6 protein-coding genes and 2 pseudogenes are annotated in these 7337 nt (G+C 68.7%); 6 read left to right on the forward strand and 2 right to left on the reverse strand.

Going from position 1 to position 7337, the window contains the following annotated elements; all coding sequences use genetic code 11:
- The 6 genes and pseudogenes from DBR34_RS22080 to DBR34_RS03705 all read left to right on the forward strand — a co-directional run.
- Positions 1–524: pseudogene (locus DBR34_RS22080) on the forward strand (alkane 1-monooxygenase); the annotation flags it as partial.
- A gap of 16 nt (positions 525–540) precedes the next feature.
- Complete coding sequence (locus DBR34_RS03685; RefSeq protein WP_128095752.1) at positions 541–1884, forward strand: LLM class flavin-dependent oxidoreductase; 1344 nt, start codon at positions 541–543, stop codon at positions 1882–1884.
- 12 nt (positions 1885–1896) lie between these two features.
- Positions 1897–3108 carry a M20 aminoacylase family protein gene (locus DBR34_RS03690; protein ID WP_128095753.1) on the forward strand — a complete coding sequence of 404 codons (1212 nt, stop codon included), beginning with the start codon at positions 1897–1899 and terminating at the stop codon, positions 3106–3108.
- Positions 3105–3650: a GNAT family N-acetyltransferase gene (locus DBR34_RS03695; protein ID WP_128095754.1), complete on the forward strand. Its 546-nt coding sequence runs from the start codon at positions 3105–3107 to the stop codon at positions 3648–3650. Before DBR34_RS03690 ends, DBR34_RS03695 begins: the two co-directional genes overlap by 4 nt.
- Positions 3647–5386, forward strand: coding sequence for an amino acid ABC transporter permease/ATP-binding protein (locus DBR34_RS03700; protein ID WP_128095755.1), 1740 nt, complete (start codon positions 3647–3649; stop codon positions 5384–5386). Before DBR34_RS03695 ends, DBR34_RS03700 begins: the two co-directional genes overlap by 4 nt.
- Before the next feature lie 31 nt (positions 5387–5417).
- Entirely contained in the window at positions 5418–6392 is a 975-nt protein-coding gene (locus DBR34_RS03705; RefSeq protein ID WP_128095756.1) for an ABC transporter substrate-binding protein, read from the forward strand.
- Positions 6393–6395: 3 nt separating this feature from the next.
- Here DBR34_RS03705 and DBR34_RS03710 read toward each other — a convergent pair whose 3' ends face one another.
- Positions 6396–6767, reverse strand: coding sequence for an Imm1 family immunity protein (locus DBR34_RS03710; protein ID WP_128095757.1), 372 nt, complete (start codon positions 6765–6767; stop codon positions 6396–6398).
- Positions 6768–6799: 32 nt separating this feature from the next.
- Positions 6800–7337 (reverse strand): annotated as a pseudogene (locus DBR34_RS03715) (hypothetical protein); the annotation flags it as partial.

Raw genomic sequence — 7337 nt, forward strand, 5'->3', positions numbered from 1 at the left:
GGCCGCTGCCGCGCACGCCGCCGGAGCGCTTCCTGCTCGGTGCCAGCCCACAGAGCGCACGCCTGGCGGCCGAGCTCGGCTGGCGCTTCGTCTACGCGGCGCATTTCGATGGCGACCCGCGCAGCATCGAGGCGGCCTTCAGCGCCTACCGCGCGGTGTCCTCGCAGGCCCCGTTGCTGGCCACGGTGGCCTTCGCTGCACCCACGGCCGAGGCGGCCGCGCGCCATCTGGGCGCGTTGCGCATCTACAAGCTGCACCTGGGGCCGGGGCAAACCGTCAACCTGCCCAACCCGGAAGCGGCGGCCGAGTACGCGCGGCAGGTGGGCGTGGCCGACTACCGCATCGAAGAAACCCATCCCAGCGTGCTGTCCGGCGATGCACACCAAGTGCGCCGCGCGCTGGACGACCTGCACCAGCGCTTCGGTGTAGGCGAATTCATCCTGGATGCGCCGGTGGCCGACCTCGATGCACGCCTCACCTCACTTGAACTGCTGTCGCCCGCGCCCCGCGCGGCGGTGGCCTGATCCCCAGGAGTACGCCATGAGCAAGACCCCGCGTCCCATTCCGTTCGGCATCATGCTGCAGGGCCCCGGTAGCCATATGCACGCCTGGAAGCACCCCTCCAACGTGGCCGACGCCAGCGTCAACCTGCAGTACTACATCGACGTGGCACGCACCGCCGAAGACCACGGCATCGCATTCGGCTTCGTTGCCGATGGCCTGTACATCAACGAAAAATCGATCCCGCATTTCCTCAACCGCTTCGAGCCGATCACGCTCCTGTCGGCGCTGGCCACGGCCACCACCAGGATCGGCTTGGCCGGTACCTTGTCCACCTCGTACAGCGATCCTTATACGGTGGCACGGCAATTCGCCTCGCTGGACCTGATCAGCGGCGGGCGCGCGGGCTGGAACGTGGTGACCTCGCCGCTGGAAGGCTCGGGGCGGAACTATGGCCGCCCGCACCCCGAACATGCGCTGCGCTACCAGATCGCCGACGAGTACCTGGAGGTGGTACAGGGCCTGTGGGATTCCTGGGACGACGATGCCTTCGTGCGCGACCGCGACAGCGGCACCTTCTTCGCGCCTGAAAAATTCCGCCGGCTCGACCACAAGGGCCGGTTCTTCCAGGTGGAAGGCCCGCTCAATATCCAGCGCTCGCCGCAGGGGCAGCCGGTGATCTTCCAGGCCGGCGCGTCCGACGACGGCATTGCGCTGGCCGGCAAATACGCCGATGCGGTGTTCACCCATGCGCCGTCGCTGGAAGAAACCCGCGCGTTTACCCAGAAAGTGAAGAACGCGGCGATCGCACACGGTCGCAGTGCCGCCGATGTAAAGATTTTCCCGGGCATCGGGCCGATCGTCGGCGCTACCGCCGAAGAGACCGAAGCCAAGTACCAGGCCATCGCCGCGCTGGCCGGGCTGGACGATGCGCTGGCCTACCTGGGGCGCTTCTTCGACCACCACGACTTCACCCAGTACGACCCGGACGGTCCGTTCCCGGCGCTGGGCGACATCGGTGCCAATTCCTTCCGGTCAACCACCGACAAGATCAAGCAGGACGCCCGCGCGCAGGGCCTGACCCTGCGCCAGGTGGCGTTGCAGGCGGTCAGCCCGCGACCGAACTTCATCGGCACCGCCGAGCACGTGGCTGACGAGCTGATCCGCTGGTTCGAGGCCGGTGCCAGCGATGGCTTCATCCTGGGCTTCTCGGTGCAGCGTGAGGGCCTGGACGATTTCGTCGGCCAGGTATTGCCGATCCTGCAGGCGCGGGGCTACCACCGCGGCACGTTGGAGGGCGGCACGCTGCGTGACCACCTGGGGCTGCCGCGCAAGGCCAGCCGCTACGCCGGCGATACAGCACCCGTGCGCAAGGCGGGCTGAAGGAGCATCACGATGACCATTCTGCACCGGCCCCCGGTTGATATCGTTCCCCTGCAAGGCGGCGTGCTGCCTGCCATCGCAGCGCGCAATGCCGACGCCGTCGCGATCCGCCACGACCTGCACCAGCACCCCGAGCTGGCCTTCGAAGAGCACCGCACCAGCGCCCGCGTGGCCGAGCTGCTGCAGCAGTGGGGCTACGCGGTCACCACCGGCGTTGGCGGTACCGGCGTGGTGGGCACGCTGCAGCGCGGGCAGGGCAGCCGTCGCCTGGGCCTGCGCGCCGACATCGACGCACTGCCGATTCACGAGGTATCCGGGCTCGACTATGCCAGCCAGCGCGACGGGCTGATGCATGCCTGCGGGCACGATGGGCACACCGCCATCCTGCTCGCGGCCGCACACTACCTGGCCCACCACGGGCGCTTCGACGGCACCCTGCAGCTGGTTTTCCAGCCGGCGGAAGAAACCGGCTCGGGCGCATCGAAGATGATCGCCGACGGCCTGTTCGAGCGCTTCCCGGTGGATGCGATTTACGGCCTGCACAACTGGCCCGGCGTGCCGGCGGGGCACTTCGGGTTCGTCGATGGCCCGGCGATGGCATCGGTGGATTGGGCGAAAGTGCGGGTGGTAGGCAAAGGCGGCCACGGCGCCGAACCGCAGGGCAGTGTCGACCCGATCCTGGCCGCGGCGCATATCGTGACCGCGCTGCAGAGCGTGGTGTCACGCAATGTCGACCCGCGCCAGATGGGCGTGGTCACGGTGGGCTCCATCCACGGCGGCAAGGCCGCCAACGTGATTCCCGATGTGGTCGAGCTGACCCTCACCGTGCGCGCCTACCTTCCCGAGGTGCGCGACACCCTGCGCCGCCGCGTCACCGAGATCGCCGAACACACCGCGGTCGCCTTCGGTGCGCGTGCCGAGGTCGAGTTCCCGCGTGGTTTTCCCAGCGTGATCAACCATCCCGAGCAGACCGCGTTCGTGCGCCAGGTGGCGCTGGACGCGTTCGGTGCGCAGCAGGTGGTGGACGGGTTCGCGCCGCGCACGGCCAGCGAGGATTTCGCCTTCCTGCTGCAGGCGAGGCCGGGCAGTTTCGTGTTCGTGGGCAACGGCGACAGTGCGCCGCTGCACAGCCCGCGCTACGTGTTCAACGATGCAGCCATCGCGCCGGCGGCCAGCCTGTGGGCGCGGCTGGCCGAGCGTTACCTGGTGGAGGATGCGGCATGAGCGACCTGTTCCTGTACACCTCGGTGCACGACCCGCTGGCCAAGCCGCTGTTCGATGGGCTGGAGCAGGAGTACGACAGCCGGTACGCGGATGTGCGTGGCCGTATCGGCGGCAGCGCCCGCGAAGAACTGGAGCGCTACCCGGCCGAGGCATTCGCCGCACCGGTGGGGGCGTTCGTGCTGCTGCTGCGCGACGGTGCGGCCATCTCCGGCGGGGCGTTCATGCCGCACCGCGATGCCGACACCGCCGAGTTCAAGCGGATCTGGACGTTGCCGGGGCTGCGCCGCCAGGGCATCGCGCGACGCGTGCTGCAGGAGCTGGAGGACCAGGCCGTGCGGCAGGGCTACCGGCGCGTGTACCTGACCACCGGATTCCGCCAGCCCGAAGCGGTGGGGCTGTACCTGGGTCATGGCTACCGCGCGCTGTTCGACCTGCACGCCGACCCGGAAACCGTGGCCCACCTGCCGTTTGAAAAGCACCTGCCGCTGCTTCACACGGCCGCCAGCGCCGCGCCGCCGCTGCGGCAGGGAGTCCACGCATGAGCACCCCATCCAGCACGCTGCCGGGTATCGCTACACCCACCACGCCATCGCCCGCGCTGCGCATCGTGCCGGCGCGGCATCCGCTGCAGCTGGCCGGTACCGTAGTGGCGTTGGCCTTGATCCTGTTCGGCCTGCAGTCGGTGCTGGGCAACCCGCGCTGGGGCTGGGGCACCTTCGCCGAATGGTTCTTCGCCCGCCCGGTGCTGGAAGGGCTGGCCCGCACGTTGTGGCTGACCGCGTTGGGCACGGCGCTGGGCTTCGGCCTGGGCACCGTGCTGGCGCTGGCGCGGGTGTCCGGCTCGCCGCTGCTGGCGGCAGTGTCGTGGGGCTACGTGTGGCTGTTCCGCTCGATTCCGCTGCTGGTGCTGTTGCTGCTGCTCAACAACCTGGGCTATCTGTACAGCACCATCGCGCTGGGCGTGCCGTTCACCAGCATCACCCTGTTCTCGTACCCGACCACGCAGCTGATCGGCGTGTTCACCGCCGCGGTGCTGGGGCTGACGCTTAACCAGGCGGCGTTCTCGGCCGAGGTGATCCGCGGCGGCATTCTCTCGGTGGACCACGGACAGTACGAAGCCTCGGCCGCGCTCGGGCTGCCGCGCGGGCGGCAGATCCGCCGCATCATCCTGCCGCAGGCCATGCGCTCGATCCTGCCGGCCGCGTTCAACGACGTGATCGGGCTGGCCAAGAGCACCTCGGTGGTCTACGTGCTGGCGTTGCCGGAACTGTTCTACACCGTGCAGGTGATCTACCGGCGCAACCTGGAAGTGGTGCCGCTGCTGATGGTGGCCACGGTCTGGTACCTGGTGATCCTCACCGTGCTGTCGCTGGCCCAGCACCGCATCGAGCGGCGCTTCGCGCGCGGCCAGCTGCAGCGCGAACGCACGGTGTCCAAGGTGCCGCCACGTGCGCCTGCAGCGGCCACCGCTGCCCGCGCCGGGTCGCGTCCGTCGATCGCCCCGGTCCTGCAGGGCAACGGTGCCACGGTGTCGCTGCAGGGCGTGGGCAAGGTGTTCGGCGACCAGACTGTGCTCGATGACGTGCACCTGGAGCTGAAGGCAGGCAGCGTCACCGTGCTGATCGGCCCGTCCGGCGCCGGCAAATCCACCCTGCTGCGCCTGATCAATCATCTGGAACGTGCGGATCAGGGGTTCGTGACCGTGGGCGGGCAGCTGGTGGGCTACCGTCGCGAAGGCGAGACCCTGTACGAGTTGCCCGAAGGCGAAATCCGCCGGCGGCGCGCCGACGTGGGCATGGTGTTCCAGAGCTTCAACCTGTTCCCGCACCTGACCGCGCTGGAGAACATTGTCGAGGCGCCGATCGCGGTACGCGGCATTGCCCGCGAGCAGGCCGAGCAGCAGGCGTACGACCTGCTGGAGCGGATCGGCCTGGCCGACAAGGCGCATGCCTACCCGCGCGAGCTCTCCGGCGGCCAGCAGCAGCGCATCGCCATCGCCCGTGCGTTGGCACTGCAGCCCAAGGTGCTGCTGTTCGACGAACCAACCTCGGCGCTGGACCCGGAGCTGGTGGCCGAAGTGCTGAGCGTGATCGAAGAGCTGGCGCGTTCGGGCACCACCCTGGTGATCGTTACCCACGAGCTGGGCTTTGCCCGCCGCGTGGCCGACCACGTGGTGATGATGGACCAGGGCCGGGTGGTGGAGCAGGGCCCGCCGGCGGTGGTGTTCGACCGGCCGCGCCAGCCGCGCACCGCCGAGTTCCTTGCCAAGACGCTGTAACCGTACCTTTCACTTTCCGCAGGGAATCTGCATGAACGCTCCCCACACACGACGTTTCTCCACCGGCAGCGTGCTGGTTGCCGCGGCGCTGGTGATCGGCGTTGCCGGCATCGTCTACTCGCGCGTCCAGCAGGGCGGCGACGCGGCACCGGCGGCGCGCGCCACGCTGGCCGGTGATGCCGCGCCGGCCTTGCAAGGCACGCCGGATCCGAAGGCGAGCGCCTTGATCCCGGCGGGCTTCACTTTCGTCACCCCGGGCACGCTGACGGTGGCCACGCATCCGGGGCAGCTGCCGCTGGCCGATTACGGTGCCGACAACAAGCAGATCGTGGGGGTCGAGCCGGACATCGCGCGGTTGATCGCCGACGGCCTGGGCCTGAAGCTGGTGCTGGTACCGGTGGCCTGGCCGGACTGGCCGCTGGGGCTGCAGTCGGGCAAGTACGATGCGGTGATCTCCAACATCACCGTGACCGAAGCGCGCAAGCAGAAGTTCGACTTCTCCAGCTACCGTTATGACCTGCTGGGCATCTACACCCGCACCGATGGCCCGATCCAGAAGATCACCACGCCGGCCGATGTTGCCGGGCTGAAAGTGGTGGTGGGGGCCAGTACCAACCAGGACCAGATCCTGCGCGCGTGGGACCAGCAGAACATCGCGGCCGGCCTGAAGCCGGTGGAGTACCAGTACTTCGACGACGCGGTGGTGGGCCGGCTGGCGGTGATCACCGGACGCGCGGACGTGTCGTTCGAACCCAACGCCACCGGGGCGTATTCCGCGCGCGACGGCAAGGTGCGCCGGGTGGGCCTGTTCCCGGGCGGCTGGCCCGATGCGGCGGCGATTTCGGTGACCACGCGCAAGGGCAGCGGGCTGGCCGAACCCATCACCCACGCATTGAACACGCAGATTGCCTCAGGCACTTACGCCCAGGCGCTCAAGCGCTGGAATGTGAGCGAAGAGGCGGTAGCGCAGTCGCAGACCAACCCACCGGGGCTGCCGAACCTGTAACTGTCAGGACGCCAGCCAGACGATGCTCTCGGGCCTGTCGCCACCGCTGTGGAGAAAGGCGGACACGGCGCTTAAGCACTGCTCGACCGCCACGCACCAGGAAAGCGGGTAGGTGTCCACCTGCCCGTTGCCGAGCACGTAGTCGGCAGATCCGATGCGTGTGGCATCACCGCATGAACGCACGCCGGCATCGCCTTCAACCGGGATGTACATCAGCCAGGCATGGGCACCGTTGCGCAACATGCACAGGGTGGCACCGGTCGGCGCAGTCGCCCATAGCTCGAAGGCTGGCAGAGTGTTCGCCCGCGCGAGCGCTTCGCCCACCTGTGCTGGCGTCGTAGCGGCCACGCGCTGGCCATTGACGTCCAGCTCCATCGCGCTCGCGCTCCTTTGTTCGTCTGTTGGGTTCACCAGCGCGCTTCAAGCGTGCGGAACGGCTGCGCCAGCCGCACCCCATCGGCATCGTAATCGCGCACCGTGCGCCCATCCACGCGCACGCTGGCCGGGCGCGTGCGTGCCGGCCACCACACGCGCACGGCACTCTGCTTGCGCAGGCCGGGACGAAGGGTGACCCGCAGCGTGCCATCGTGCTGCCGCGCCTCCATCTGCAAGGTTCCATACGCGGTGGGCAGGCGATCAACGGCCAGTCCGTCCCCGGCCATCCACGACGGCGGAGCGCCCGGCAACAGCGACAGCGCATCGTCGTCCTCGCGCATCAGCATGCCGAACAGCGTGCGCCCGTACTCCGCGCCGATCCAGGTATGCGGCATGTCGCCCAGGTAGCGCGGAAAGCGCAGCCGCGAGTGCACGACTTCGGCGAGCACCTGCCATTCCAGCGGGCGCCGGTCGCGCAACAGGCCCTGCAGCAGCTCGTCGGCGGCGTCAGGCTGGTTGAGGTGCACGTAGCTGAGCACGTTGCGGATCTCATACGGCGTGTACGCATAC

Origin of the sequence: Stenotrophomonas sp. HMWF003, assembly GCF_003061285.1 — a bacterium.
In the GTDB taxonomy this organism is placed as follows: domain Bacteria; phylum Pseudomonadota; class Gammaproteobacteria; order Xanthomonadales; family Xanthomonadaceae; genus Stenotrophomonas; species Stenotrophomonas maltophilia_AP.